The organism is Aurantimonas sp. A2-1-M11 (genome assembly GCF_036549475.1).
Classification (GTDB): domain Bacteria; phylum Pseudomonadota; class Alphaproteobacteria; order Rhizobiales; family Rhizobiaceae; genus Aurantimonas.
In genome coordinates this window covers 1-560 of record NZ_JAZHLI010000184.1, presented here as the reverse complement: position 1 = coordinate 560, position 560 = coordinate 1, and the positions used below count along the sequence as shown (strand labels likewise).

General features: G+C 53.9%; 1 protein-coding gene. It reads right to left on the bottom strand.

What is annotated here, in order from left to right:
* Positions 1–155: 155 nt before the first annotated feature.
* Positions 156–410, bottom strand: coding sequence for a hypothetical protein (locus VQ042_RS25475; RefSeq protein WP_331823032.1), 255 nt, complete (start codon positions 408–410; stop codon positions 156–158).
* Positions 411–560 lie beyond the last annotated feature (150 nt).

The window sequence follows — 560 nt, the reverse complement described above, 5'->3', positions numbered from 1 at the left end:
TAGCGAGGACGGCCACGGCCGTCCTCGCCAACTCGCAGAGTTTCGATAATAACAATAACAACGGAGATTGCATGAAATACTATTGTGGCCCCGATATTTCACTCAAGAAAACTGCCATCTGCATCGTCAATCAGAAGCCTGCGTTCCAGGAGCGCTCAGTCTTCGTCAAGCAGGTCTGCAGGAATAACCTTGTCGGGCGTCTCCATGTCCCAAGCTTGGGCCGCAATAAGCCAGCGGTCCTGATCCTTGACCAGCAAGATTGCCTCCACCCCCCCCCGTTTGGATTCGGACCCGTTTTCCGACATTCCGCACACCGCTGTCGCGACGGCGACGTTACCGAACACCCGGATCTTCGTGCTGAGAACGTTCTCCTGGAGGCTTTTCAACTCGCTTTCAGAGATCGCTTTCATCCTTTTGATGAACGTGTCAACCGACTTCGGTGCGATTGGCAGGGCAATCGCATTTCAGAACAGGCTGAGCAGGCGAGAGAGGAATGCATTGTCCCAGCCTGCCCTTTGGAATTTCCCCTTCAAGGATTCCTTTGAGCCGTCCTTCTGCAT